Source organism: Veillonella sp. VA142 (assembly GCF_003992135.1).
Lineage (GTDB): Bacteria > Bacillota > Negativicutes > Veillonellales > Veillonellaceae > F0422.
In genome coordinates, this window is sequence record NZ_RQVN01000024.1 from 1 (window position 1) to 26,352 (window position 26,352).

Genomic DNA, 26,352 nt, shown 5'->3' on the forward strand with positions numbered 1-26,352 from the left:
ATGGTGTAGATTTATCTTGATTTTTAATTACGCTTATGTTTAGCTATTTTTTATGACAAATTAATTTGTGTTTGACACTATACGCCTACTTGGTATGTCAAAAGAGCATTCCAAAATGTGTAAATCCAACTAGATACATCCACTGTTGTATGTAAAGCAACGGCTAAAAACATAGCTCCTGTAATCACGGTTGCAGTGGTACTACTCATCATCTCATCAATTCGTTCTAACATAAGAACACATCCTCTCTAATCTCTAACGCTATATGGCTGAAAGTCATCACTGGATCTGGTCTTTATAATAGATGCTCTCAGTTAAACAATCTGGCCTCTTTTTTCAAAAGGTAACGATATGAAATACTTTGTTACTTATGATATACTGTAAGTATAGTAGAATTCGTAGATTTTACAAGAATCACTTTTTCTGTCTTGTCATTTACGAAACATATGCAGAAAAGTATCCTATATTGAACAAGTATCTCATTTTGTTTGATTCATAGTAGTAAGGAGGATATATGGATAAACGACAAGTGAAAACTAGAAAAGCTATTTTCGACGCCTTTGTAAGGCTCTTAGAACATAAAAATTATAATGCTATCATCGTACAAGATATTATCGATGAAGCCCTCATTGGACGCAGTACATTTTATGCACACTTCGAAACGAAAGAAGATCTCTTGGAAGCGCTCTGTCAGGAGCTCTTCTCTCACATCATCGAATCTGCCTCCGATTACTCTCATACTCATGGTTTATACCAAAATAGCCATATCAAGGAAGCTATCTTCCTTCATATCTTGCAGCATTTAGAGGACAACGACAACAATATTTTAGGTCTTCTTTCCTGTGAAAGTAACGAACTCTTCCTTCGCCACTTCAAAAACAGTTTGAAAGAACTCATCCAAAGTCATTTTTTAAACAATCAAACTTGTCCTCACAATAACATCCCTCACGATTTTATTTCTAATCACATTGCGGGATCTTTTGTGGAAATGGTACTGTGGTGGTTAGAAAATGATCGCCAATACTCCATTGAAGATATGTCACGATATTTTTACCATATTACAGAACCTCTGATTCTGGAACATCAACATTAATACCATAAATAAACGCAACAAGGCGCTACCTTAAGCAAATTCGCTCATCGGTAGCGCCTTTTTTTAGTAATATCAACTGTATATGTTTTTAATTATCATTAAGATATTCTTTATGGCACATTGTTGTGCCGACTAGAATGTAAAATATCCATCTACTATTGATTACGCTATTTTGTAAAACAGCAATTTTCATTAGAAACATATTAGACCGCTAAGGAAAACCGCTTCTTTGCCAACGGCAAGAACAGTACTAAGATGATGGATTCTAATAAGTATGTCAACACATAAGTCGTCCACACACCATCATTACCAAATAAAGGGATCAGCAACTCTTGCATGCCTACAAAGAAGATCACTGCAATGAACATCATATTCCGGATAGATGCAGTCTGACCTATGCCATTATACATACCATATAATAATAATCCTACTGCGGCACAGATAGGATAGAGCAATAGATAATGGGAATATTCCAAGGCCATCGTGTAAATCTCTGGTACTGAGGTCATAACCATAATGACATCATTACGGAATAATCCCAGCACGATTTCTACAATGACCACATATACCGCTAAGCATCGCAGGGAAATCTTTAATGTATCTTTCCAAAGCACCAAGTCACGTTTTCCAAATGCTTTTCCAGTAAATACGCTGACTCCGTTCGCCTGTCCATCTGTGAAGTATGCCATGATGAAGATCATCTCCAAAATCACCGCATTCGCAGCTAGTACATCACTGCCCATAGCACTACCTGCTTTGGCAAACAGGTTGTTAATGGTCAACAAACATAATGTACGAAGCATAAGGTCTGTGTTGACTTTCATAATGGATAGAAATGGTTTCACCTGTTTTAAGGTATTCCACAAATGAGACGTTAGGTCTAATCGTTCACGAACTAAGTACATAGCACCTAGACCTACTAAGGACGCATAGATTTGGGAAATCAAGGAGGCCCAAGCCACCCCTTTTACTCCAAAGTCAAAGCCAAATACGAAAAGGAAGGACAAAGCAATATTCAGCACGTTCATGGAGATTTGCATAATCATCGTAGCACGAATCATCATCTGTCCCATAAGCCAACCTAACGTAACATAATTGACCAATACGAAAGGAGCTCCCCAGATTAAAATATCTGTATAATCTGCCATCAAAGCGATCACCTCTGGGTCGGGATGCATAAAACTTGCATAGTAATCAAATATCCAAGGATAGCCGATGATAAAGGCTGCGCTGATGAATAAGGCAATGATAAGAGGTCGAAAGAAACTGAGTGATGTACTTTCCTTCGATTGTTCTCCCAAAGCCTGTGCGGAAAACACCGTAGTAGCCACCCGCAGAAATCCAAAGAGCCAATACATATTATTAAACAAGATAACCCCTAGTGCCACTGCTGCGATATACATGGCATTCTCCATGTGCCCCATAATGGCTGTATTTGCTGCTCCCAGTAAGGGTTGTGTCACCGTAGAGATCATAAATGGAATTGTCACTTTTAAATAATCTTTATAGGTCAATCGTTCTTCCATAATACCCTCATAAAAAGAGGAGCCCTAACGGTGCTCCCCTTGAAACATTTTATTCATGCACCTTTCAATACAACAATTATATCAAAGGGTGTTCATGTATAACAAATATCCATTATTCATAGATTTTGTACTACTTTGCAAAACAATGTATTCAGCTATTGAAAAATACCATCATCCACCGATTAGTAATCTAAATTATAAACGGCTCTCAATAATTGTTTTGTATACGGATGCTGAGCTTCTTCTAAAGCATCTCCATTCAGGCGTTCTACTACTTCCCCTTTGTACATAACTACCACTTTATGACAAAATAAGTGGACTAATGCCAAATCATGGCAAATAAATAGGTAGGTAATGCCTTTTTCTTTTTGTAACCGTACCAATAGCTCGATGATTGTATCTTGTACAGATACATCCAGAGCACTCGTGGCTTCATCGCAAACGATAATTTCTGGTTCTAATGCTAAGGCTCTAGCAATAGCTACACGCTGCCGTTGTCCCCCACTCATATTATTCGGATAACGGCCTGCAAAATCTTCTGGTAAATCTACCATTTTCAACAATTCTTTAGCTTTCGCATCTACACCTGCTTTGCTAATGAGATCAAAGTTACGCAATGGTTCACAAATGATGTCACGTACTTTCATCTTCGGATTAAACGCCGCTGTTGGATCTTGAAAGACCATTTGAATATGACGATAATTTTGGCGCTTTTCTTCACCTTTCAATTTCGTAATATCTTTCCCCCGGAAGATAACAGAGCCAGATGTAGGTTCATGCATATTCATGATTGTTTTCACCAAGGTAGATTTACCGCAGCCAGACTCGCCTACAATAGCTAAGGTTTCACCTCGCTCTACATCGATGGAGATTCCATTACAAGCACGCAAAGTAGACCCGTCAGCTAAAGGAAATTCTTTCACAATATCTTGAATTTGCATAATAATATCAGACATAGCGTTTTCCTCCAATTTCTGGCACTGCATTGAGCAATTGTTTCGTATAATCCGCTTGCGGGTTCCGAATCACTCCCTCCGTTGTCCCATATTCCACCACAGCCCCTTGTTTCATCACCATGATTTTATCAGACATATGAGCCGCTACGCCAATATTATGCGTTACAATAATCATAGATGTTTTATTTTCACGATTGATGCGTAACAATTCTTCTACAATTTGTGCCTGTGTTGTTACATCTAGGGCTGATGTAGGTTCATCTCCCAATAATAACTTAGGAGAAAATGTTATGGCCATGGCGATACCTACACGTTGGCGCATACCACCACTGAGTTCAAATGGATAGGACTTCATGATAGCCTCAGGATGTGGCAAATTAGTAAGTGCTAACATTTTAACAGCTTTCGCCTCTGCCTCTTGTTTAGACATAGTGCTATGGAGTTGAATGAACTCTACAAATTGCTTCCCAATAGTTTGGATAGGATTCATCATATTGCCGCTATCTTGGAAAATCATAGCAATGTGATTGCCTCGTAGGTCTAACCAATCTTTTCTGGAAAAGGATAATAAATCTTGACCATCAAAGGTAATACTTCCATCAGACACACGACCTGTATTTGGCAATACCCCTAACAGGGCACGGATGACCGTTGTCTTACCACTGCCGGACTCTCCTACAATGGAAACAATCTCTCCTTCTGCTAGGTCTAGGTTAACCCCTGCAATCGTAGGATTCGGGTTATTTCCATAGGTAACGGCTAAATTTTTAATACTAAGTAACATATATATCCCTTCTGTATATTTCTTAACAACGCTACTGAAAGCAACTGTTTCGTACATACAACAAGGGGAGGCAAACTGCCTCCCGATTGTTGCGGACATCTGCAAAGGATTATTTTGCTGGTTTTACGTCTTTAGTCAACCAGTAGTAGTCTGTTGGATACATCACTACATTTGTTAACCATTTATTATTAACGATATTTGTTTTAGGATAACCTAAGAACAATGCCGCACCATCATTCAATAAGATTTGTTGTGCTTCGATAATTAAGCTTTGACGTTTAGATTTATCGAATTCAACAGCTAATTGATCCATGATTGCATCGAATTTAGGATTGCTGTAACCAGAACCATTTTGAGGGTTTTCACCGTTCAAGTTAGTTTTCCAGTACCATTTCAAGAAGATTTCTGGGTCACCAGTGTTCGCTGTTACGATGTTGGAGATCAATAAGTCATAGTCACCATCAATACCTATTTTATCCATTAAGTTATAGTCAACAGTTTCGATATTCACTTTGATACCGATTTTTTTCATATCGGATTGAACTGCTTCTGCATAGATTGGAAGCTCTTGACGGCTGTTGTATACTACGAAACGCACTTCTAAGTTTTTACCGTCTTTATCTACGTAACCGTCTCCATCAGTATCTTTCCAGCCAGCTTCTGCCAACAATTGTTTGGAACGATCAGGATTGTATGCATTAGGGTCTTTCAAACCATCGAAACCATAATCCAAGCTTGGTGGAATTGGCGCTTTACCAGGAATGAAAGTACCTTTTAACAATACTTCGTTGTAGGATTTACGATCCGTACCGCTGATAAAGGCAGCACGAACTTTTTCGTCCCCTAATACACCTTTTTGGTTAATACGAGCTAATACAGTACGCAAAGAAGCGATTTCATCTACTTTGAATTTGCTGTCATTACGCAGTGTTTCAAGGTCACCAGCGCCAATATTAACTGCGAAGTCTACATCACCATTTTGTAATGCCAACGCACGAGTTGTAGGGTCATCGATGGATGGAATTTCTACTGTTTTGAAAGGAACTTCCCCATCCCAGTAATTTTCGTTAGCTTCTACAACTGCTTTTTCTTTAGTAAAAGATTTCACTTTGTACGGGCCAGTACCGATAGGACCTTCTTTTGCAAAATCGCGGCCAGCTTTTTCAGCAGACACATCTACGATAATGAATAATGGGTCAGCCAAGAAACCAGGCACATTTGGATACGGTTTATCTGTGGTGATGATCAAATTCTGACCTTCTGCTTTGATATCTGTATATTTGAAGAATGTAGCGGCACGTTTATTTTTCTCGAAAGCACGTTCAATGGATGCTTTTACTGCTTCAGCAGTTACTTTATTACCATTGGAGAATTTAGCTTTGTCGTTGATTTTAAAAGTCCAAGTCAATTTATCCGCAGATACAGACCAGCTTTCCGCCAACCAAGGTTGTGTATTCATTTTTTCATCGAATTTAGCTAATGTTTCGCCAATACCGTAACGCATAACTACCCAACCGAAATAGTTTTGTGTTGGCTCCAATGTATCTGCGAAGTTTGTAACGCCAAATTTTATTACACTTTTGTCAGCTGGTGCCGCATTGTCGCTACCACAACCTGCAATCACACCAAGAGTCGCTACTGCCATAACGCCAAATGTAGCATTACGAAGCCATTTTTTCCAACTTTGTTTCATTTTAAGTTCCTTTCTACAAAACTTACAACTAACACACTAATGTGAATCTGTACTACGTGGGTCTAAGATATCCCGTAGCGAATCGCCCCATAAATTGAAGATGGTAACCACAATGAAAATGGCCATCCCTGGATATAACATCAATTCTGGTGACGATAATATATATTGGCGGTTCTCATTCAGCATTAAGCCCCATTCTGGCGTCGGTGGCTGTGCCCCAAAGCCCAAGAAGGAAAGACCGGCAATCTCCATCATCATAGTCCCGATATCCATAGCCCCTGTAATGAGAGTCAAAGGCAATACATTCGGTAAAATATGGCGCCATAAAATGGTCAATTGTTTTGTACCATTCAATCTAGCTGCCGCAATAAAGTCGTTATGGCGAAGTTTGATTACCGCAGACCGTATGAGTCGTGCGTACTTCGCCCAGCTCACCACTACGAGAGCCAAGATCGCATTGATAGCACTACCACCCATAATGCCGGCAATGGCAATAGCCAGTACCACACCTGGGAAAGACAACATAATGTCCGTAAAGCGCATCAATACAAGTTCCACTTTACCTCCAAAGAATCCAGACAAAATTCCCACTACAGTACCAACAACAGCTGTTAAGATAACAAGGATGATAGCCATGAACAAGGAAGTTTGTGTACCGTAAATAATACGAGAGAATGTATCACGTCCTAATTTATCAGTACCCATCAAATGCTGTGCAGAAGGTTTCAAAAAGGATTTCGACATATCTGCATTGAACGCATCATGCGGTGTAATATAAGGAGCAAATATGGCAATTCCTACTACGATAGCCACTAAGAGGGAGTAGAAAGAAAAGCGCTTGTGTTGCAAAATAAATTCTTTCATCTTATCCCCTCACTTTCAATCGTGGATCTAATATAGAGTAGGACAAATCTACCAAGAAGTTGATGGCTGTGTAGATAAGAGCCACCCACAATACGAAGCCCTCAATGAGTGGATAGTCACGCATAGCAATGGCATAAACTGCCATTTTACCCATACCCGGCCAAGAGAATACGATTTCAATTACCGCAGCCCCTGCCAAAAGCCAACCAATACCCATACCCATGATTGTTATCAATGGTAATAAGGCATTCGGTAATACATGTTTCCAAAGAATTTGCGATTCACTCATGCCACGAGCACGAGCCCCCATCACATAGTCTTGATGCAACTCCTCAATAATCACAGTCCGTACTTGACGTGTGAATTTAGCTGCCATTACAAAGGACAATGTAATCGCTGGCAAAATTAAAGCTTTAAAGTTAATCGCAGACGTAGCAATCGGTACCCAATGTAATTTCAATCCGAAGATGTACAGTAAAAGCATACCTAACCAGAAGCTTGGCATCGACACATTAACAAAAGAAAAGAATCGAATAATAAAGTCTGGCAGTTTATTCGCTTTTACCGCCGAATAAATCCCCATTGGTATGGAAATGAGCACATTCAGTACAAAGGCGGACACGGCCAATAGTGCGGTCGCACCCAAGCCTTCCGACAATTTTTCTGTAACTGCTTTTTTCCCTGAATAAGAAGTTCCTAAATCACCTTGTACAGCGCCTGCTACCCAGCGCACATACTGTTCCATGAATGGACGATCTAAGCCCATTTCTTTTCGTGTAGCATCAATCATTTCCTGTGACACGATAGTGTCCCCAGCTTCCAGAACCATCAGCGCTGGATCCCCAGGGGCAATGTAGGTCAAGCAAAATGTCAAAAACGTAACCCCTATTAAGGTGACTAGCAATTGTGACACCTTACTTAATATGGTTTTCAATCATCCACGTCCCTTCTCAATAGCATTTGGGCCTATTCTCTACCACTATAAAACATCAGGTCATAAAAAAAGCCACCTTTGAGGTGGATTTTCACATAAAGTTAGCAAGGGCTACAGTTTAGACAATCTTGCTCCATCTTGCCTATAACCCTATACAACTTTTAGCAATATCTTCCCCAAAATATTCTTCCCTTATTTAAGGCATTCATAGTCAATATCTACGCCCAACTATATTATAGATATTACATAAATATGTTAATTTCTTTTATCAAAATTGTCAAATGACTAATGTGAATATTGCAAGACATGTAATGCATGCTTGTTTGAAAATGTATATTTATAGGCATTTATCTGTGATTTATATCATTTTAAATCATTATTTTACACAAATTGAAAAATGTCTATATAGTAATTTTATTCGCTTTGTATAATATTTATAATTTTTAAAGATAGATATAAAAAACTTTCATAAGTAACCTGAATCGTGACACAACAAAACACCTAAGAGATAGCCTCCTAGGTGCGTTGTATCGTACTATATCATTAAAAGAAATCATTCTTCCAAAGCCAATAGCCTGCCAAAGCCGCAAAGCTAATACCGATTCCAATCACATATTCGAAACCATATTCCGTATCTGCAAATGGAACTGGTACATTAATGCCCCACAAGCTAAAGATTGCTGTTGGTACCGCTAGCATAATTGTCATAGCTGCCAAGAGTTTCATAACTAAGTTTAAATTATTAGAAATAATAGATGTAAAGGCATTCATCATATTCATCAAGATATTAGAATACATTTCAACCATTTCCACAGCCTGCTTGTTCTCGATGATAACATCTTCTAATAGATCTTCATCTTCTTCGTAGATTTTCAACAAATACCGCACATCATCATGACGACGAATCCGCAAAATGCGTTCCATCACTGTTCCATTACCACGCAAAGCAGAGGTAAAGTACGTCATAGATTTTTGCAACTCCAAGAGTTGGAACAAATCTTTATTACGTGTTGTATGGCGCAGTTTCTTTTCAATATCATCGGTACGGCGATCAATTTGTTGCAAATAACGTAAATATAATACGGCTGTGCGATACATGATTTGAAATAAAAACCGTGTCTTTTTATAAGTATAGAACGTCGGCATCTGATTGCTCAAGAATGGATAAAGCACTTCTGCTTCTTCTAAACACACAGTAATGAAAAAATCTTCTGTTACAAAAATACCTAATGGTACTGCATCATATACGTCAGATCCGCGTAGCACTGGAATATTAATAACGACAAAGATATATTCATCTTCAATTTCCACGTGAGACCGTTCTTCCGTATCTAAAGCGGCTTTCAGTACATCCGTTGGAATCTGTGTCATCATATTGACGATAGCCAACTCATCGGGGTCTGGGTTCACCAAATTTATCCATGAACCTTTTGTAGCATCTTGTACAGTGGAATCTGTAAACAATTCCCCCTCTACGTGTTTGTGTACCGTTAACATGTGACACCTCCTTAACGTCTTAATAACCCTACCCTTTATCTTAATCAATCGAGGCCAATTCGTCAATTTTTTTATGATTTCTTATGAAAGTTTCTAACAAAAAGGACCTAGCCTCATGACTAAGTCCTCTTTGCTGTATAGTTATTATGTAGTGATATGTACCTTGTATGACTACAAGGAGGGGGAAAATATCACAATGCCTCCTGCTACATAGTAGGGCGTACATGCTAGCAGGAGGACTTATATTATTTACTGTAGAAAATACGGATAGAGTTCAAGATACAAAGAATGGATACCCCTGTATCTGCAAAAATCGCTACCCACATGTTAGCAAAACCAAATACGCCTGCTACCATAACGATAATTTTTATAGCAATAGCGAAGAATATATTTTGCCATGCAATAGACAAGGTACGATCCGCAATACTCAAAGAACGCCATACAGACTCTAGGTTGGAGTTCATGTATACTACGTCTGCCGCTTCGATGGCAGAGTCTGCACCACTACCCATAGCACCACCTACATCGGCACCTGTCAATACAGGAGCATCGTTGATGCCATCGCCTACGAACATGACAGAACCATGATCGTTACGAAGAGATTGCACCACTTCTAATTTATCTTGTGGTAATAACTCAGCACGTACTCCTTGGATACCTACTTGCTGAGCAATGTACTTCGCACTCGCTGCCACATCACCTGTAAGCATCACTGTTTGATATCCTTTGCCGTTCATACGACGAATGGCTTCCTTAGAATCAGCTTTTAAAGCGTCAGCGATGATGATACGGCCTACGTATTGACCGTCAATGGCTACGAATACTTCACTACCATACACATAATCAATCAATGGTGTTGCAATGTTTTCTTTCGACAACAAACGACCATTGCCGACTAATACAGTATGACCTTCTACGGTGCCTACCATGCCGTGACCAGAGATTTCTTTTACATCCTTGGCCGCAGTAAACTCTACCCCTCTACGTTGTACTTCTTCTACGATAGACATCGCAATTGGGTGTGTAGATACGGCTTCTAAGGCTGCTGCATATTGCAACACTTCGTTTTCTGTATAAGTACCAGCTACTTCTACTGTTTGTACATTGAAAGTACCTGTTGTGATAGTACCAGTTTTATCGAATGCGATGGCTTTCACGCGACTCATAGCCTCAATCGCTTTACCACCTTTGAATAAGATACCTTGTCGAGAACCAGCACCAATGCCAGAGAAGAATGCCAATGGCACAGATAATACTAAGGCACATGGACAAGATACTACAAGGAAAGTTAACGCTGTATAAATCCAATATTGCCATTCTCCTGTGAATAGAGGAGGTACTACGGCAACGATAATGGCCAATGCCACTACGATTGGCGTATATACGCGAGAGAAACGCGTAATGAATCGGTCGATTTTTGGCTTGGATGCTGCTGCATTTTCTACAGCATCTAAAATGCGCATAACCATGGAATCTTTTAATTCGTGAGTCACTTCTAGCACAATGCGACCATCCACATTGATACAGCCAGACATCACTTCAGTACCTACTGTAGCGCTTACTGGAACTGGTTCACCAGTTACCGCTGCTGTGTCGATACGTGTAGTCCCTTCTACAACACGACCATCCAATGGAATACGATCACCAGGACGAATTTCGATATGAGATCCGACTTGTACATCTTCTGGGTTCACCACCTGCACGCTGCCATCACAAGCGATTAAACGCACTTCTTCTGGGCGAAGATCCACTGCATCCATAACCGCATTACGACTGCGTTCTGTAGCACGTTCCTCAAAATAAATGCCCACTTGGAAGAACAACATAACCCCAACTGCCTCTGCATATTCACCAATGATTAACGCACCAATAGTAGCAATGGACATCAAGAAATTTTCATCGAACAGTTTACCTTTCATACCATTCTTAATTGCTGCCCATACAATGCGCCATCCTAGTATAACAAAAGTCACCACCATCAATGGAATCATATATTGCTCAGACACCCAATTGGTAAACTCTGCTACTACCATCACGATAGCGCCTATAATAATCCCCACTAAACTAGAATTATGCTCATGGTCATCCTCTGCTTGTTGTGCTTTTTTAGATGCACGCACAAATGGTACCACTACTACACCATCTTCCGTAGCATCACATACCGCTTGGATTTGTTCTTGCAAAGCCTCCGTGTCTTCTACGGTAGAGGTAATCCGCAATTGTTTCGTACCAATTGTGAAAGTTGCTGCCGACACAGATTCTAATTGATTTAATTTTTCTTCAATGACACTAGCGCAATTGGCACAGTTCAAATTTTGTAATGTAAAAATGCGTTCCATCGTATCTCCTTATGAATTATAATATGTAACCTTACTACTTGTTTTACTATTTGTTTTAACACTTGAGTGTTTGTTCATGTGTTTATTATATCTATAATTTCCTGTTTTGTCAACATATGATTGTATATTCATTTATATTTTTTTATCCTATTTTCATATTATCTCTATAATAAAAAGGCACCCTATTACTTTAAAAGCAACACAAGTAGATCTATACACAAAAGCCAGCAGTCCCTATGTTCTGCTGGCTTTCAGGGTTTTAGGACAAAATGAGTTGGTAGACTATGTCCCTACACGACAAAGAGGACTTAGCCTAATGGCCAAGTCCTCTTCGGTGTATAGTTGTTATGTAGTGATATATACCTTGTATAACTACAAAAAAGGAGGAAAGATATCACAATCCCTCCTGCCACATAGTAGGGCATACATTCTAGCAGGAGGACTTATATTATTTACTGTAGAAAATACGGACAGAGTTAAAGATGCAAAGAATGGATACCCCTGTATCTGCAAAAACTGCTACCCACATATTTGCAAAGCCAAATACACCAGCCACCATAACGATAATTTTTACAGCAATAGCAAAGAAAATATTTTGCCATGCAATGGACAAGGTACGCTCTGCAATACTTAAGGAACGCCATACGGAATCTAGGTTGGAGTTCATGTATACGACGTCTGCCGCTTCGATGGCAGAGTCTGCACCACTACCCATAGCACCACCTACATCAGCACCTGTCAATACAGGCGCGTCATTGATACCATCACCTACGAACATGACAGAGCCATAGTCATTACGAAGAGATTGGACAACCTCCAGTTTATCTTGTGGTAATAACTCGGCACGTACACCTTGGATACCTACTTCTTGGGCAATATGGTTCGCACTGGATGCCACATCACCTGTGAGCATCACTGTATGATATCCTTTTCCATTCATACGACGGATGGCCTCCTTAGAATCCTCTTTCACAGCATCGGCAATGACGATACGACCTACATATTGACCATCAATAGCTACGAACACTTCGCTTCCATATACATGTTCAATGGTTGGTACTGTTACATGTTCTGTTTCTAATAAACGACCATTACCAACCAATACGGTACGGCTATTCACTGTACCTACCATGCCATGGCCTGAGACTTCTTTTACATCCTTTGCCGCAGTAAACTCTACCCCTCTACGTTTTATTTCTTCTACAATGGACATCGCAATAGGGTGTGTAGATACTGTTTCTAAAGCCGCGGCATATTGCAACACTTCATTTTCTGTATAGTTACCAGCTACTTCTACAGTTTGTACGTTGAAAGTACCAGTTGTGATAGTACCAGTTTTATCGAAGGCAATCGCTTTCACACGACTCATAGCCTCGATCGATTTGCCACCTTTGAACAAAATCCCTTGTTTAGAACCAGCGCCGATACCGGAGAAGAAGGCCAACGGCACAGATAATACTAAGGCGCATGGACAAGATACTACTAGGAAAGTTAACGCTGTATAAATCCAATATTGCCATTCTCCTGTAAATAGAGGAGGTACTACGGCAACGATAATCGCCAAGGCTACTACGATTGGTGTATATACACGAGAAAAACGAGTAATAAAACGGTCAATCTTTGGTTTTGATGCCGCTGCATGTTCCACAGCATCGAGAATACGCATAACCATGGAATCTTTTAATTCATGCGTTACTTCTAAGACAATGCGTCCATCCACATTGATGCAACCAGACATCACTTCTGTACCTACGGTAGCGCTCACTGGAACTGGTTCACCAGTTACCGCTGCTGTATCGATACGTGTAGTACCTTCTACAATACGGCCATCCAATGGAATACGATCACCAGGACGAATTTCGATATGAGATCCGACTTGTACATCTTCTGGGTTCACCACCTGCACGCTGCCATCGCAAACGAGCATACGCACTTCTTCTGGACGAAGATCCACTGCATCCATAACCGCATTACGACTGCGTTCTGTAGCACGTTCCTCAAAATAAATACCCATTTGGAAGAACAACATAACCCAAACAGCCTCTACATATTCACCGATGATTAACGCACCAATAGTAGCAACAGACATCAAGAAGTTTTCATCGAATAATTTACCTTTCATGAAATTCTTAATTGCTGCCCATACAATGCGCCAACCTAGTACAACAAAGGTTACAATTAATAATGGAGTCATGTATTGCTCTGGCACCCAATTTGTAAACTCTGCTACCACTATCACGATAGCGCCTATTATAATCCCCGCTAAACTAGAATTATGCTCATGGTCATCCTCTACTTGTTGTGCTTTTTTAGGTGCACGCACAAATGGTACCACTACTACGCCATCTTCCGTAGCATCGCACACCGCTTGGATTTGATCGCGTAACATATCTGTATCTTCTATGCTAGAGGTAATACGCAATTGCTGGGTGCCAAGCGTGAAAGTTGCTGCTGACACAGATTCTAGTTGATTTAATTTTGCTTCAATCACACTAGCGCAATTGGCACAATTCAAATTTTGTAGTTTAAAAATGCGTTCCATCGTGTCTCCTTATGAATGATAATATAAAAGCACACAATTACTATAGAGTGCTAAAAAGCGCTGTATGCGGATTCGAACCGCATCTTTATAACAATACGTTATCGTCGTGCCAGTAGACCAACAGCGATTTTTTATTGATTCCATTATCCCACAAGTTTGATAGATTTTCAACTAAACTGTTTGTATAGGCAAAGATAATTTTGGGTAATTGATTCTGCTTTACATGGTGATGTGATTATCTACCAATCAGAAGAAGAAAATATTTCTACCAACGTCCTATTTAAAGATGAAACATTTTGGGTGACACAAAAAGAGAATCCTACAAAAGCAAAACAAGTAATAGAGCACATCGAAAATGAGAAAACCCCGTAAACACGTATGTCTACGGGGTTTGTTATTAGCTTAAATTATTCAGCTGTGATTGTTGCTACTGGGCAAACGGATTCGCAAGAACCGCAATCAATGCAAGTTTCATTGATTTCGTATTTAACTTCGCCTTCAGAAATTGCTCCTACTGGACAAACAGAAGCACAAGAACCACATTTAATGCATGCATCACCAATAACGCGCATGAGACACCTCCATAAAAAATAGAAATTCGCTAACTTTATGATTATCATTTAACTAAGGTACTTACCTTTTTATATTCTCATTATTGCACGTTTTTTTTGAGTTGTCAAATACTTCTGTATAATTTTTGTATCCCATTTTTACAAGCAAGGTTGCATTTTCTGTATGAATGAACCTTTCTGTCAAGCTATTTGATAGGATTTATCATTTATTTTCTATGTGTATACATAGAATAACCATGTATCCTTATATTCTCAATTGTTTTTTCTCAATATACTTTTTGATAATAATTATATTATCAACTAGGCCCTATGACACAAACTGGTCCCTATTTGGTTAGTGCAACTGATTTGATTCATATCCCATAACCCGTTGCTTGATCTTGTACATCCGTACCCGTTGGTAGTCGATTTCATCATGACACACCAAGGTGGCTACATCCACCCGCAAGGTCTTGGCAATTAAATACAACACTTGCACCGATGTCCCTAACGAACCTTTAGCTCCTTCAATTTTTGCTAAATAGCTTGGACTAATGCCACATAATTTAGATAATTCTTTCTGTGAAAGTCCCTGACACCGCCTAACCCAAGCAATCTTTCTGCCTAAACAAATACAAAACTCTTCATACTCCGGCATAGATTCCATCGATTGTAAGTGAGTCCCCATATCTATACACCTCTTTTCCAAAAGTATACGACCGAACTGCTCTACTCACATTATATATAGGCAAAATTCATAAATCAAGAGTATATCATATAATATTCTTTTTTCAATATATCCAAGATACCGAATATGACTATACGACTATACGACGAACAATCTGTACTTTTTAATGCCATCTATACCAATACAAAGTATATATACTCTATGATTGTGTCTGTAACTCTATTTGTCCAGACCGGAGAATGTTAGCCTCAGTTTTACTGTTATCTTCCCAAGTAGATTGAGATGTTATCCCTGTATCGGTAATTTTCAATTCTTGCTCTTTGCGCACCGATGGCTTACCTTGGCTTAATTCTTGATGATATAGATTTTCAAGTTCTATCACATCTTTTGTTTCCATAAAATCACCTGGCATCAACGTAGATGGTAATTTATACCCCGCTTTTGCTTGTATAGGTTCATCCCCCTTCTCAAGCTCTTGGCTTTCTCTTTGCTGAACAGCTGCATCACTTTCATCTGGCAAATACTCAAGGACATCGACTAAGTGTTTCAATGCTTCTAGACTATATTCTTGGATATCATCATAAGTGAAAGTAATCACATAGCGATGCTTAGGATCCTCTTTCATAATCATATCCAACGTAAAGCTCACTTTTGGGCCCTCTGATGTCATTTGTACAGACCGGTCCCAACGGGCTGCCGTCATCTCTTCTCTCCACAACAAGCCACCCTCAATCTGCGTATATTTTTCAGAGATATGCGGATCTTCACGGCGCCAAATTGCCATATACTCCTCATCCGTCATTCCCTGAATGGGTTGGTCATACCAAGTCGTATTCCATCGTTCCTGAGAAACACCTTGCATTGGCTTGTTATCTCGTCTCGTGATCATCATCGTCGTATTTTCGTCAAAATCTAGCAAAAACCCCTCTATATGTCCGCTATCTGTAGGAACAACCTTATCAATCCAATGAATATCTTTCACAGTGCCGAACATAGACACCCGAAAATGAGCTGGCTTGTGACTAATATACAAACCCCTTTTCTCTGGTGTAACATTTCCCTTTTGTAATACGAAGTGTTCCCCATCTATTCCTTGAGCATCTACTGTTTGTACACTACCTAACTCCTTTGTGAAAGTCCTCACCGGTATTCCCTCTATAGCATACGCCATACTTACAACACCGGTGAAAGTCGCCATAGCCATGCCACATGCCACAACTTTCCACCATGCATTTACAATTAGTTTGCTTTTCATTCGTTGATTTCCTTTCTTAGTAGTACCTCTATACACTTGATGCCAAGTTTTATACTCCTCTAACGTTGACCTCATCTCAATATCTATATAATCACCCTAGTTTTTTTACTGTGTCATCCTGTTTATATCTAATATAACTATATATCTAGTATACCATAAAATGGCTTATTACAATCGTCTAAGTACTACATCACACCGTTTCTGTATGATTTTGTGTATCCACACAAACCAATATTCATACATATCAGCACCAGTTCCAACAATGCTCCCTCAATCACTATAAAATATACTTAGTGGCAACTGTCCCCCCCGAAGATAGTATAAAACTTGTCCATTATTGTCTGCACAAAAAGAGAACCCACTACTGTGGGTTCCCTTATATAGTATTATATAGTTGCTATATCTTACAGTTTATCCAATGCTTGTGCTAAGTCAGCAATGATATCATCTACGTTTTCAATACCGATAGATACACGTAATTGTTCTGGTTTTACACCTGCTGTCAATTGTTCCTCAGGGCTTAATTGGGCATGTGTTGTACTTGCTGGGTGGATAACCAAGGATTTAGCATCCGCCACATTGGCAAGGTTAGAGAAGATTTCAAGAGCATCAACAAATTTGATACCTTCTTCTTTACCACCTTTGACGCCAAATGTGAAGACTGCACCAACACCATTCGGGAAGTATTTATCAGCCAATGCTTTATATGGGCTGTTTGGTAATTCAGGATAATTTACATACGCGATTTTTGGATGGTTTACTAAGAAATCTACTACTTTACGAGTATTTTCTACATGGCGTTCTACACGTAAGGACAATGTTTCAATGCCTTGGATAATCAACCATGCTGCTAGTGGAGTAATGGATGCACCAGTGTCACGCAATAATTGAGCGCGTACTTTCACAGTGAAAGGAATTGGAAGATCCCCATATACTAAACCATTATAATGTACGTCGCCTTCTACGAATCCAGGATAACGACCACTTGCTTTGTAGTCGAACTTGCCACTTTCAACGATAACACCAGCGATAGTTGTACCATGACCGCCTAAGTATTTTGTAGCGGAGTGAACCACTACGTCTGCACCATGTTCAAATGGACGGAACAAGTATGGAGTGCCGAATGTATTGTCCACGATCACGATGATACCATGTGCATGAGCGATTTCAGCAATCGCTTCTAAGTCCACAAGATTAGCCCCTGGGTTACCAACGGATTCTACATAAATCGCTTTTGTTTTATCATCAATCGCTGCTTTGAACTCATCTAAGTTGTCTGGGTTTACGAATTTTGTAGTAATACCGAAACGTGGCAATGTAGCACTGAACAAGTTGTATGTACCACCATATAATGTAGATGCTGCAATGATGTTATCCCCTGCAGAAGCTACGTTTTCAATAGCATATGTAATCGCTGCGGATCCAGATGCTACAGCGATTGCACCAGCACCGCCTTCTAACGCTGCTACACGGCCTTCCAATACGTCTTGAGTAGGGTTGCCTAAACGAGTATAGATAGGACCTGCATCAGTTAAAGCAAAACGACCTGCTGCTTGTTCTGCATCTTTAAATACATAAGAAGTTGTTTGATAAATTGGTACCGCACGGGAACCTGTTGCATCCACTGTATGACCTGCGTGTAATTGTAATGTTTCAAATTTGTAATTGCTCATGTTACTTTCCTCACTATTCTTAAATCTTTACTATCTATGAACTAGGATTAAATCACCCAGTCTTGTATATATGTTTCTTCAATCGGTCTCGATTGCAATTCACTGACCTCATATGGTGTTTCTTGGTATACATAATAATTTAACCAGTTTGTATAGAGTATAGTCGATGCCGAACGCCATCGTATTATCGGAGTCTTAGTTGGGTCATCCCCAGGAAAATAATTTTCTGGTATATCAATCTCTAACCCTTGCTGTCTATCCCGATCATACTCTTGGTATAAGGTATCTCTATCATATTCTGGATGTCCAAAGATAAATACATGTTTATTATCATAGGACCTGGCAATACCAACACCTGTCTTATCCGCGCGGACTAGCACTTCTAACTGAGGGTGCGCGTTGATTTCACTTTCACTCACCGTCGTATGCCGTGAATGAGGCATATAGAAGAGTTCATCTAGACCACGCATAAGCATGGGTTTCGTGTTCTGCACTTCTTGTTCGTACACACCGAATAACTTATTAGGTAAATCTTCCTTGTGGATACCAAAATGCTTATAAATCCCTGCTTGAGCTCCCCAACAAATATAGAGCGTGGAACACACATGGGTTTTACTCCATTCCATAATCTCTGAAAGTTCATCCCAATAATCCACTTCCTCAAAAGGCATTTGCTCTACCGGAGCACCTGTAATAATCAAGCCATCAAAGTATTGATCTTTGATTTCTTCGAAAGTCCTATAAAAGGTTTCCAAGTATTCTTGACTTGTATTACTCGCCGTATAGGACGCGGTATAAAGAAAAGTGACCTTCGTTTGCAACGGTGTATTGCTCAAAGCACGAAGCAATTGAGTTTCCGCCGTCTCTTTCCGTGGCATCAAGTTCACAACCACAATGTGGAGTGGTCGAATATCTTGCGACTCTGCCCGTTCTGAATCCATAACGAATATATTCTCTTCTGAAAGTCTCCCTATAGCAGGTAATCCTTTCACTACTCGTATCGGCAACCCATTCACCTCTCTTTCCTACAAAACCTATCGATTAACGATGAATTAAGTATACTAGGATGTCCATCAGATGTCAACAATATACGCACATTTATCCTTATACAGGATACATATTATTATATATAGTCATTACCTATAACAAAATAGAAAGTCCATAATTTTATAAATACCCCCGCGCATACTAGCCCCTTGTCACGTTTACTTATGTCACAATTACATATATCTCAGAAAAGATCGGTGTGCCCCACCCCACAGGAACGCAGTTGGGCGTAGTAGCCTTTGTGGCGGTCGCTTACTAACTATCCTACCCGCACAAACACAAAAGCCCGTACCATACCCCTGAGCAAGCATAACCACTGTATAGCTTGTGAAGGGGTGTGGTACGGGCTTATTTTGCCAGTATTACGGTATGCGACCGCCACAGGCTGCATAGCGTAACAAGTGACGTTTTATAAGAGCGCATGCTCTTTTCCAATTTCAACAACTTGCTCTACAGACATATTTGTAATACGGGCAATCATCTCTACCGATAATTTTTCACGTAGCATACCAATAATAGCTTCTAATCTACCTTCTTCTTTTCCCTCTAGTTTTCCTTCACGCCAATATTTCTTCCGATCCATTTCTAGCTTCATATACTCACCCCTCCATTCTTTACTTTGCTTCACTACATGTACTATCTCATCCATCTGTTGTATTAATCCATCTACTGGTGGTCTGCCATCTACATAATCCAAAAAGTTCTGTAATAATTCTGGAACATCATTCATTTCTGCTTTAGTACTTAAAAAGATAGTAGTTAATCCATCTCCCAACTCCTTGCCCAGTTCTTCTGTACATTTTTTGGTAAACGTATACTTATGACGCTTGCCAGAAAATATAGGAAACGTACAAATAAAGATAACAAAGCAATCATTCAAGGTCATATAGTCAGCGCCCTTTTCCATAGAATAATGGTCAATCGCACTATGATAAAACCGTGACCGTTTGATTAACTCTGGCATATTTTTATATGTTTGCATTTCAATATTGTAGACGGTTCCTTTCTCATCATTGACGTACACATCTAAGCGAATCCCCTTTTCATCAAGTCCAGATTCCATCGTTTTTTCCGTTTCAATATACGCAATATCCCGAATAGAAATCTCCAATACCCGTTCTAATAATTCCTTACAAATTGACTTCTCACGCATTACCTTTTCAAAGATAAAATTATCTTGAATACTCAACTCATCAAAGGACTTGAATTGCATAGAAATACCTCGCTCTTTGAATTAACTAAATTATACCACATCTATACTGCAGTACGGTAGCACATCGTGTACCACCTATCCATACAATTCTTTTAAAAATACTATAAACCCTTTAACATTTCCTACCAGTATAATTATGACAGCAATTATTCAAATCTTATTATAATACACATCCTCCACTGAGGAACGCAGTTAGGCGTAGCATCCTTTGTGGCGGGTCCTACTGACTAAATCAAACAAACGCAAAGTGACCGCAATATACCTCTAAGTATGCCAAATCTTTGTCACGTTCACTTATGTCACAATTACATATACCTTAGAAGAGCAGGGTATGCTCCGAACAAACATTATGAAATACCGTTTGTGAGGGGTATGCCGTGCTCTTCCCTTTGCCTAAATATATATAATTGAACGTGACAAACAATAATTACAGTATATTGCGGTCATCGCTTTATACAATCCAAACTGCCACTAGGCTGCATAGCGTAACAAGTGAGCAACCTTTAATTATATCGCGCTTCATTCTACTCTTATATACCATTAGAAACAACTAGCATATGCATTACATTTTTCAAAAGCTATATGCCAATTTGATATTTATAAGCATTTTTGACCATTTTATTGATGACTTTTCTCATTTCTTGATTTATAATTCTAATCAAGAGAACAAGCGCTTGTGACAAATACTATCACTCCATTATCATTCGTAAGAATAAGGAGGTGGTTGCCAAAAACTGATACTATAGTAACTAGTACAACAGTGATAAGCCCTTTTCTACAAGGAGGTTACAATGGCAACGTCGTATATTACTAAAAGTCTTCAAGACGCATGCCCCGATTTCGGAGAAGATTCTTATACCGATGAAGAGCTAGTCGCCTTAGCCCAAGCAGGTCATGCATCTGCTACTGTCATTTTATGTCATCGTTATGTACCACTCATCACGCGGTATTCTCATGTACGTCAGCTCCGCAGCCTAGAAAACGACTTAGAAGCTACCTTATGGGAAACATTCTTAACAGCTATCCAAACCTATGATTTAAACGGTACCGTACCTTTTGCTGGGTTTGTAAAATCTCGCATCCATTACAGGGAAATGAACCTGTTCCGCAGTAGCGTTCAACAATGGAATCATGAATCTTTACTCCATGAAGACACTGATGATGACACGAATCCTATTATCCATATTCCCTCAGAAGACGATACTGAAGAGGAGGCTCTAGCCCATCTGCAAATAGTAGCCCTGAAAGAAGCACTTTCACGTATCGATACAAGCCATGCAAAATTACTAGAACAGATTTTATTTCAAGGTAAATCGATTAGCGATATGGCTAATATATATGGTATGAGTCGCCAGGGCATGCACAAAAAATATAAAAAAGCTATCGTTTTGGTACAACAAGAATTAGAAGGATCGAAATATTAAATTACATTAAGGCTTATCACAAAAACCTGAATCTCTTTTCAAGGGATTCAGGTTTTTACGATTCTATGATATAGTTTAAAATTCACAACTACTCTACTTTTAAAATATCTTGATACATAAACATAACAATAGCCACCTTGCTGTGGTTAGCAAGATGGCTACGGTAATCCTTGGCACTAAGTCAAATATACTATTGGTTTACCTATACCTCTGTAGTATGTGGTTCACTACTGTCTAAAGGTCCTATCCTACCTTATCGTTTTAACCACTTGTATACCCAGAAGGCAATTCTAATTAATTTTACCGTTTTTTCAAGCTTGTCCATATTAGGCCGCCAATGCAATCGCATTATTGCGAACAACACCCACCAATGGATACGCATATAACTTGCCTAATGCATCGCCTACGGCTTTGATATCTTCATCGGATGCTGCTTCGTTCACATAGGCAAAGTTGGCTACTTTCACATTGTGCGCGCCTTCGCCCTTTTTAAATTGCAATTGTAATTTAGTCACCATTGTTGTTGTCATATGTTACTCCTCCTTATTCTACTACTGTAGATTCTGTAGTCACTAATGTACCATGTTGAAAGTTAGTTAAGCGTTGATCTTTACGTCCACGAAGTACATCTTTTTCTACCATAAGCTGTCCTACTGTGTCGATTTCAGATTTGGTCACCCCTTCTTTTGGGAATCCTACTACAATACTTACTTCTTCCTTAGATGTGTCCATAAAGACTAAATGTAATTCTTTTTTCACTACTGTACTTGCTGCCATATTGTTCTCCTTTCCTAGTACCAAGTCCTTACACTTAGATACATTCAGAAATAGAGAGGGTGTCAACCACATATGTACTAATTGTAAAATTAGGATATATTTTGTGAGTACTACTTTTCTTAGATAGATTAGTTATATATTTTAATATCTTCATCACTATCGAAGGCGTATACACAAGATATAGGCAAGCCCTATAATACTTAACATTTTATTCTTATTTTACTTATTCCTACTGATTTGCTATACTATATTTGTCGATGTGATACTCGACAGGAACTATGAATCCTCATATGTTCCAGCCTTTCAAACTACTTACATATGTGGTAACGGTGACTTCCCATACACACCTATAGTTATCACAAACAAGCCACCTACTCGGCCCCATACGAGTCAGGTGGCTTTCACCTTATATGCACTTGTTGTATACATCAGCGCTACTCTCACAGATACTTTACACAACTCGGCGCTGTTACTCACATACCATGTAGTATATACTGATTGTAAATAAACTATCTAATTATAAAGAAGGAGCACGACTATGAATAAAACTATTTACTTAGGCGGTGGTTGTTTTTGGGGTGTTGAAAGCTACTTTCAACGTATTCCTGGCATTGTAGATACTGAGGTGGGCTATAGCAACGGCGCTCATCCAAATCCAAGTTATGAGGAGGTATGCCGTGGCAGCGGTCATGTAGAAACTGTGAAAGTTACTTATGATACGTCCATAATTTCCCTACCCAAAGTATTACAGTATTTTTTACGTATTATCGATCCTTTCAGCATTAATAAACAAGGCAATGATGTGGGCGTACAATATCGCAGTGGTGTGTATTATGAACACCCTGATGATAAAACCATCATTGAATCCACTTTGAACCGTGCCAACAGCCATTACAAAAATCCTTTTGCCATAGAAGTCTTACCGTTAGCATCCTTTTATCCAGCTGAAGACTATCACCAAGATTATTTAGATAAAAACCCAAATGGCTATTGTCATATTAATGTGTCCAAAGCGTATGAGCCTTTGATTGATGAAAGTGACTACGAACGCAAATCCGATGCTGTTTTGCAAGAAGAACTGAGCGACTTAGCCTATTCTGTGACACAACAGAGTGCTACAGAACGGCCTTTCTCTCATGAATATACAGATAAATTTCGTCCCGGCATCTATGTCGATATTACCTCTGGAGAACCTCTCTTCATCTCTGCCCAAAAGTTCAACTCCGGCTGTGGTTGGCCTAGTTTTGCGCAGCCCATCAACAGCGACGTTATTCGTTACTATCACGACGATAGTTTAGGACATCATCGTATCGAGGTACGCAGTCGCATTGGCGATGCTCATTTAGGGCATGTCTTTGAAGATGGACCCCAATCTATGGGCGGTCTCCGCTATTGTATCAACGGCGCTGCCTTGCGCTTTATTCCTCTCGAAAAACTTGAGGAAGAAGGATATGGTACTTTGCGTGAGTTTGTAATCAATAGTGAGTCGATACTCAAAAAAAGTTAATTCTTCTTTGTCTGATCTAACCAGGCTACCAATTTCTATTTCATTTCTATAAACATTCTATATAAAAAGACTGTAATCATAGGTTTATCTGCCTAGTTTTACAGTCTTTTTTATATAAGATATATGCAATAATTTATGTATGTTAGTTATTCACTGAACACACTATAGGGACATGTACTACTGTGTTATACACTCCAAGAAATCCACGCAATGGTATCCGTTGTGTGGTTTTCTAATTTCCCATTTACCGCTTTAGCAGATAAGAACTCCCGAATTTCTTGTTTAATCACCTCTAAATCGCCACCCACTTTTCTTTGTACTCGTATACAGAAATAGTCCACTGCTTCATCGACGGTCAAGCTTTCTATTTCTTCCACTGTTTTGTAAGTAATGTTTACATTCTTTCCGATTTCGTTGACTGTACCCAAACAATCTTGTAGCATGGATTCCCATGGGCTACCACTTACGCCATATCGCTCGGAATAGATAGCATCTAAATATTCATCTTTTCGATCAGCGAACATGATACATAAACAATGTTTGCGACTAGCCTTGTGCAAGGTGTGAAGATTCGCCGTATCCGACATGATAGGGCAGAAAATACTGTATACCAAGTCAAATCGCTTCTCCCATCCTAGTGCTCGTCGTGCCTCTTCCGACCATGGTCCTAACCATAAATCTAATGAAAGCCCTTCACTTTCACTAATGTCTTTACCACCTTCTAACATGCCTGTAGAAAGGTCTACCCCTGTTACTTTCACCCCATTACGAGCCAATCCCATAGCATAATCACCAGTACCGCAGCCTACATCAAGAGCTGTTTCCCCCTCTGCAGGATGAATCCCTAACTCTTGTAATCGTGCTACAAAATCCACTACTTGTGCCACCCGATCCTCACGTTTGTGCATATTGACGAAAAACTTAGACGTTTGATTCCAAGATTGTTGCTCCTCTTGCCATCCCTCCATGGAAACAGATATTGTTGTGATTGTACTCATGAAAACCTCCTTGTAACTGAATATTTACTAGTGAACATATCGTTTACACATTATATGATTACTATCATTATATATGATATACCTCAAATTATATATGATAAATATTATCAGTTTATAGTCTTATTATACTTATATGCCTGTAAGTATACTGTATCTACGGCAACAAAATCTATAGAACTATACATCCTAAACACTTATACTCATTTATGATTCTAGGATTCTATACATCTATACTATCATTGTAACATCAAACATTATTTTATAAGATATACTATTGTAAGTGCAAATAAATATAATGTGATAAAGATACATGCGTTGCTGGACTAGTTGCACACTTTTGGAATCATATCTGTATAAGGATCATTAAAACACAAAAAAGCGACCTTGCGGTCGCTTTTCTTATTTAGAATCTATGATTCAATTATGCTTCGATAGCTGTAACAACACCAGCGCCTACTGTATGGCCACCTTCGCGAATCGCGAAACGTAAACCTTCTTCAATAGCGATTGGAGTGATAAGCTCAATGTTCATAGTGATGTTATCACCAGGCATACACATTTCTGTACCTTCTGGTAAGTTGATAACGCCAGTTACGTCAGTTGTACGGAAGTAGAATTGTGGACGGTAGTTGGAGAAGAATGGAGTATGACGTCCACCTTCTTCTTTTGTCAACACGTATACTTCTGCTTTGAATTTAGTGTGAGGTTTGATGGAACCTGGTTTAGCCAATACTTGACCACGTTCGATGTCTTTACGGTCAATACCACGAAGAAGTGCCCCTACATTGTCACCTGCTACTGCAGATTCCAAGATTTTACGGAACATTTCAAGACCTGTTACTGTAGTGCTGGATGGTTCTTCTTGAAGACCAACGATTTCTACTACGTCACCAACGTTGATTTGACCACGTTCTACACGGCCAGTTGCTACTGTACCACGACCAGTGATTGTGAACACGTCTTCGACAGGCATCAAGAATGTTTTGTCTGT

At 39.4% G+C, this 26,352-nt stretch carries 23 protein-coding genes; 3 read left to right on the plus strand and 20 right to left on the minus strand.

Translation table 11 applies throughout. The annotated features are described in order from the left end of the window. Window positions 1-77 precede the first annotated feature (77 nt). Window positions 78-233, minus strand: coding sequence for a hypothetical protein (locus EO117_RS09290; RefSeq protein ID WP_164727548.1), 156 nt, complete (start codon window positions 231-233; stop codon window positions 78-80). 281 nt (window positions 234-514) lie between these two features. On the opposite strand from EO117_RS09290, the gene EO117_RS07885 reads away from it, so the two are divergent. Then, a complete protein-coding gene (locus EO117_RS07885) occupies window positions 515-1,093 on the plus strand; it encodes a TetR/AcrR family transcriptional regulator (RefSeq protein ID WP_126939927.1) in 579 nt (192 codons plus the stop codon). A gap of 203 nt (window positions 1,094-1,296) precedes the next feature. Here EO117_RS07885 and EO117_RS07890 read toward each other — a convergent pair whose 3' ends face one another. The 15 genes from EO117_RS07890 to EO117_RS07965 form a co-directional block, all read right to left on the minus strand. Continuing rightward, window positions 1,297-2,619 (minus strand): MATE family efflux transporter, encoded by a 1,323-nt coding sequence (locus tag EO117_RS07890; protein ID WP_126939928.1) that lies wholly within the window; start codon window positions 2,617-2,619, stop codon window positions 1,297-1,299. A gap of 182 nt (window positions 2,620-2,801) precedes the next feature. Beyond that, on the minus strand, window positions 2,802-3,575 hold the full coding sequence (locus tag EO117_RS07895; RefSeq protein WP_126939929.1) for an ABC transporter ATP-binding protein: 774 nt from the start codon (window positions 3,573-3,575) through the stop codon (window positions 2,802-2,804). Further along, a complete protein-coding gene (locus EO117_RS07900; RefSeq protein ID WP_240632607.1) occupies window positions 3,568-4,416 on the minus strand; it encodes an ABC transporter ATP-binding protein in 849 nt (282 codons plus the stop codon). The genes EO117_RS07895 and EO117_RS07900 overlap by 8 nt, the downstream gene beginning before the upstream one ends. A gap of 52 nt (window positions 4,417-4,468) precedes the next feature. Next, on the minus strand, window positions 4,469-6,052 hold the full coding sequence (locus EO117_RS07905) for an ABC transporter substrate-binding protein (RefSeq protein ID WP_206168595.1): 1,584 nt from the start codon (window positions 6,050-6,052) through the stop codon (window positions 4,469-4,471). Between the two features lie 36 nt (window positions 6,053-6,088). Further along, complete coding sequence (gene nikC, locus EO117_RS07910) at window positions 6,089-6,916, minus strand: nickel transporter permease (RefSeq protein ID WP_126939930.1); 828 nt, start codon at window positions 6,914-6,916, stop codon at window positions 6,089-6,091. Window position 6,917: 1 nt separating this feature from the next. Beyond that, window positions 6,918-7,850, minus strand: a complete 933-nt coding sequence (gene nikB, locus EO117_RS07915; RefSeq protein WP_126939931.1) for a nickel ABC transporter permease — start codon at window positions 7,848-7,850, stop codon at window positions 6,918-6,920. Between the two features lie 543 nt (window positions 7,851-8,393). Continuing rightward, window positions 8,394-9,347: a magnesium transporter CorA family protein gene (locus EO117_RS07920; RefSeq protein ID WP_126939932.1), complete on the minus strand. Its 954-nt coding sequence runs from the start codon at window positions 9,345-9,347 to the stop codon at window positions 8,394-8,396. Between the two features lie 245 nt (window positions 9,348-9,592). Beyond that, window positions 9,593-11,686 carry a heavy metal translocating P-type ATPase gene (locus tag EO117_RS07925; protein WP_126939933.1) on the minus strand — a complete coding sequence of 698 codons (2,094 nt, stop codon included), beginning with the start codon at window positions 11,684-11,686 and terminating at the stop codon, window positions 9,593-9,595. 448 nt (window positions 11,687-12,134) lie between these two features. After that, window positions 12,135-14,228 (minus strand): heavy metal translocating P-type ATPase, encoded by a 2,094-nt coding sequence (locus EO117_RS07930; protein WP_126939934.1) that lies wholly within the window; start codon window positions 14,226-14,228, stop codon window positions 12,135-12,137. 407 nt (window positions 14,229-14,635) lie between these two features. Next, window positions 14,636-14,800 carry a 4Fe-4S binding protein gene (locus tag EO117_RS07940; protein WP_126939935.1) on the minus strand — a complete coding sequence of 55 codons (165 nt, stop codon included), beginning with the start codon at window positions 14,798-14,800 and terminating at the stop codon, window positions 14,636-14,638. A 334-nt stretch (window positions 14,801-15,134) separates the two neighbouring features. Continuing rightward, the gene (locus EO117_RS07945; RefSeq protein ID WP_206168596.1) at window positions 15,135-15,467 is read right to left on the minus strand and encodes a helix-turn-helix domain-containing protein; all 333 of its coding nucleotides are present in this window, start codon (window positions 15,465-15,467) and stop codon (window positions 15,135-15,137) included. Window positions 15,468-15,666: 199 nt separating this feature from the next. After that, complete coding sequence (locus tag EO117_RS07950; protein WP_126939936.1) at window positions 15,667-16,722, minus strand: hypothetical protein; 1,056 nt, start codon at window positions 16,720-16,722, stop codon at window positions 15,667-15,669. A 404-nt stretch (window positions 16,723-17,126) separates the two neighbouring features. Further along, the gene (locus EO117_RS07955) at window positions 17,127-18,395 is read right to left on the minus strand and encodes an O-acetylhomoserine aminocarboxypropyltransferase/cysteine synthase family protein (protein ID WP_126939937.1); all 1,269 of its coding nucleotides are present in this window, start codon (window positions 18,393-18,395) and stop codon (window positions 17,127-17,129) included. 47 nt (window positions 18,396-18,442) lie between these two features. After that, on the minus strand, window positions 18,443-19,402 hold the full coding sequence (metA, locus tag EO117_RS07960) for a homoserine O-succinyltransferase (protein ID WP_126939947.1): 960 nt from the start codon (window positions 19,400-19,402) through the stop codon (window positions 18,443-18,445). Between the two features lie 449 nt (window positions 19,403-19,851). Next, window positions 19,852-20,655 carry an Rpn family recombination-promoting nuclease/putative transposase gene (locus EO117_RS07965; protein WP_126939938.1) on the minus strand — a complete coding sequence of 268 codons (804 nt, stop codon included), beginning with the start codon at window positions 20,653-20,655 and terminating at the stop codon, window positions 19,852-19,854. A gap of 791 nt (window positions 20,656-21,446) precedes the next feature. On the opposite strand from EO117_RS07965, the gene EO117_RS07970 reads away from it, so the two are divergent. After that, entirely contained in the window at window positions 21,447-22,079 is a 633-nt protein-coding gene (locus tag EO117_RS07970) for an RNA polymerase sigma factor (protein WP_126939939.1), read from the plus strand. A gap of 326 nt (window positions 22,080-22,405) precedes the next feature. On the opposite strand, the gene EO117_RS07975 is transcribed toward EO117_RS07970, so the two are convergent. Beyond that, the gene (locus tag EO117_RS07975) at window positions 22,406-22,609 is read right to left on the minus strand and encodes a DUF1659 domain-containing protein (RefSeq protein ID WP_126939940.1); all 204 of its coding nucleotides are present in this window, start codon (window positions 22,607-22,609) and stop codon (window positions 22,406-22,408) included. 13 nt (window positions 22,610-22,622) lie between these two features. Next, window positions 22,623-22,856, minus strand: a complete 234-nt coding sequence (locus EO117_RS07980; RefSeq protein ID WP_164727549.1) for a DUF2922 family protein — start codon at window positions 22,854-22,856, stop codon at window positions 22,623-22,625. 538 nt (window positions 22,857-23,394) lie between these two features. Here EO117_RS07980 and msrB point away from each other — a divergent pair. Continuing rightward, the gene (gene msrB / locus EO117_RS07985; protein WP_126939942.1) at window positions 23,395-24,363 is read left to right on the plus strand and encodes a peptide-methionine (R)-S-oxide reductase MsrB; all 969 of its coding nucleotides are present in this window, start codon (window positions 23,395-23,397) and stop codon (window positions 24,361-24,363) included. Window positions 24,364-24,548: 185 nt separating this feature from the next. On the opposite strand, the gene EO117_RS07990 is transcribed toward msrB, so the two are convergent. Next, entirely contained in the window at window positions 24,549-25,361 is an 813-nt protein-coding gene (locus EO117_RS07990) for a class I SAM-dependent methyltransferase (RefSeq protein ID WP_126939943.1), read from the minus strand. A gap of 421 nt (window positions 25,362-25,782) precedes the next feature. Further along, window positions 25,783-26,352, minus strand: a 570-nt coding sequence (locus EO117_RS07995; RefSeq protein ID WP_240632584.1) for an EF-Tu/IF-2/RF-3 family GTPase, incomplete at its 5' end; no start/stop codon positions are given.

Excerpts from the sequence above, each read along its gene's own strand:
- EO117_RS09290 (WP_164727548.1), bottom strand. The coding sequence starts at position 233 with ATGTTAGAACGAATTGATGAGATGATGAGTAGTACCACTGCAACCGTG.
- EO117_RS07885 (WP_126939927.1), top strand. The coding sequence starts at position 515 with ATGGATAAACGACAAGTGAAAACTAGAAAAGCTATTTTCGACGCCTTT.
- EO117_RS07890 (WP_126939928.1), bottom strand. The coding sequence starts at position 2,619 with ATGGAAGAACGATTGACCTATAAAGATTATTTAAAAGTGACAATTCCA.
- EO117_RS07895 (WP_126939929.1), bottom strand. The coding sequence starts at position 3,575 with ATGTCTGATATTATTATGCAAATTCAAGATATTGTGAAAGAATTTCCT.
- EO117_RS07900 (WP_240632607.1), bottom strand. The coding sequence starts at position 4,416 with ATGTACGAAACAGTTGCTTTCAGTAGCGTTGTTAAGAAATATACAGAA.
- EO117_RS07905 (WP_206168595.1), bottom strand. The coding sequence starts at position 6,052 with ATGAAACAAAGTTGGAAAAAATGGCTTCGTAATGCTACATTTGGCGTT.
- nikC (WP_126939930.1), bottom strand. The coding sequence starts at position 6,916 with ATGAAAGAATTTATTTTGCAACACAAGCGCTTTTCTTTCTACTCCCTC.
- EO117_RS07920 (WP_126939932.1), bottom strand. The coding sequence starts at position 9,347 with ATGTTAACGGTACACAAACACGTAGAGGGGGAATTGTTTACAGATTCC.
- EO117_RS07925 (WP_126939933.1), bottom strand. The coding sequence starts at position 11,686 with ATGGAACGCATTTTTACATTACAAAATTTGAACTGTGCCAATTGCGCT.
- EO117_RS07930 (WP_126939934.1), bottom strand. The coding sequence starts at position 14,228 with ATGGAACGCATTTTTAAACTACAAAATTTGAATTGTGCCAATTGCGCT.
- EO117_RS07940 (WP_126939935.1), bottom strand. The coding sequence starts at position 14,800 with ATGCGCGTTATTGGTGATGCATGCATTAAATGTGGTTCTTGTGCTTCT.
- EO117_RS07945 (WP_206168596.1), bottom strand. The coding sequence starts at position 15,467 with ATGGGGACTCACTTACAATCGATGGAATCTATGCCGGAGTATGAAGAG.
- EO117_RS07950 (WP_126939936.1), bottom strand. The coding sequence starts at position 16,722 with ATGAAAAGCAAACTAATTGTAAATGCATGGTGGAAAGTTGTGGCATGT.
- EO117_RS07955 (WP_126939937.1), bottom strand. The coding sequence starts at position 18,395 with ATGAGCAATTACAAATTTGAAACATTACAATTACACGCAGGTCATACA.
- EO117_RS07965 (WP_126939938.1), bottom strand. The coding sequence starts at position 20,655 with ATGCAATTCAAGTCCTTTGATGAGTTGAGTATTCAAGATAATTTTATC.
- EO117_RS07970 (WP_126939939.1), top strand. The coding sequence starts at position 21,447 with ATGGCAACGTCGTATATTACTAAAAGTCTTCAAGACGCATGCCCCGAT.
- EO117_RS07975 (WP_126939940.1), bottom strand. The coding sequence starts at position 22,609 with ATGACAACAACAATGGTGACTAAATTACAATTGCAATTTAAAAAGGGC.
- EO117_RS07980 (WP_164727549.1), bottom strand. The coding sequence starts at position 22,856 with ATGGCAGCAAGTACAGTAGTGAAAAAAGAATTACATTTAGTCTTTATG.
- msrB (WP_126939942.1), top strand. The coding sequence starts at position 23,395 with ATGAATAAAACTATTTACTTAGGCGGTGGTTGTTTTTGGGGTGTTGAA.
- EO117_RS07990 (WP_126939943.1), bottom strand. The coding sequence starts at position 25,361 with ATGAGTACAATCACAACAATATCTGTTTCCATGGAGGGATGGCAAGAG.